Source organism: Spirochaetota bacterium (assembly GCA_026414805.1).
GTDB lineage: Bacteria > Spirochaetota > UBA4802 > UBA4802 > UB4802 > UBA4802.
Genome location: JAOAIH010000176.1, coordinates 1 through 531 on the forward strand (window position 1 = coordinate 1; position 531 = coordinate 531).

The 531-nt window shown below is 33.7% G+C and carries 1 protein-coding gene; it reads left to right on the plus strand.

The features are described from left to right. The coding region (locus tag N3F66_15245) for a hypothetical protein (GenBank protein ID MCX8125501.1) at positions 1 to 531 on the plus strand (531 nt) is incomplete at both ends.

Consider the following 531-nt stretch of genomic DNA (forward strand, 5'->3'; position numbering starts at 1 on the left):
AACTATGTATATTTTGTTCTTTATTATCCGTATGTTTTTGTTGTTTATCATGTATTCAGATTTCTTACCAAAAATTTTTCATGGTTTACGCCATTGCGGTATTTCCTGAAATTTGCTTTTGAACGCTATCATTCCAAGATACTATCGTTTGGTGATGCAAAAAAAATACTGGAATTAAACAGAGATATTTCATATATCAAAGAATCCAATAAAAGCATTATTCCATATAAGTATGCGCATAAAATCATTTTTACTCAACCTGATTATATTGTTGTAATGGATTGCCCTTGTAAAAAAACTTTAGGAGATGAAGACTGGGCTATACATTCATGTATTGCTGTTGGCAAGCCTGTTGCAACATTCTGGCTTGAACATGGCACAAAGTATCACGCACAAAAAATTACGCAAACTGAAGCACTTGAACTCATTAAAAAATTAAGGCAACGTGGGTATCTTACACAGGCTTTTTTCAAAGTTGCTACCGGAGGCAGTACTGGTGTGATTTGCAACTGTCATCCTAAATCATGTGTT